The organism is Myxococcus sp. AM011, from assembly GCF_013372595.1.
Taxonomy (GTDB): domain Bacteria; phylum Myxococcota; class Myxococcia; order Myxococcales; family Myxococcaceae; genus Myxococcus; species Myxococcus eversor.
Genome location: NZ_JABXEM010000668.1, coordinates 1 through 401 on the forward strand (window position 1 = coordinate 1; position 401 = coordinate 401).

Here is a 401-nt window from a genome sequence, read left to right on the forward strand (position 1 = left end):
CCATTTTTCTGGCATTTCGTTGAAAAGCGATGAGAATATGTTACCGCCAGACCTACGTGGTTACGCACCGCAAATCACGGGTGTCGCACAAACGAATGCAAAGGTCACTGTCTCACAGAACAACCGTATTATTTATCAAGAAAATGTTCCTCCAGGCCCATTTGCTATTACCAATTTATTCAATACATTACAGGGGCAACTTGACGTCAAGGTTGAAGAAGAGGACGGACGCGTTACGCAATGGCAAGTTGCATCTAATAGTATTCCTTATCTGACGCGTAAAGGGCAGATTCGCTACACCACTGCTATGGGTAAACCGACCAGCGTTGGTGGTGATTCCTTACAACAACCCTTCTTCTGGACTGGTGAATTCTCATGGGGTTGGCTGAACAATGTATCCC

The 401-nt window shown here is 45.6% G+C and carries 1 protein-coding gene; it reads left to right on the top strand.

Going from position 1 to position 401, the window contains the following annotated elements:
• On the top strand, positions 1 to 401 hold a 401-nt coding region (locus tag HUW62_RS47940; protein ID WP_176438247.1), incomplete at both ends, for a fimbria/pilus outer membrane usher protein.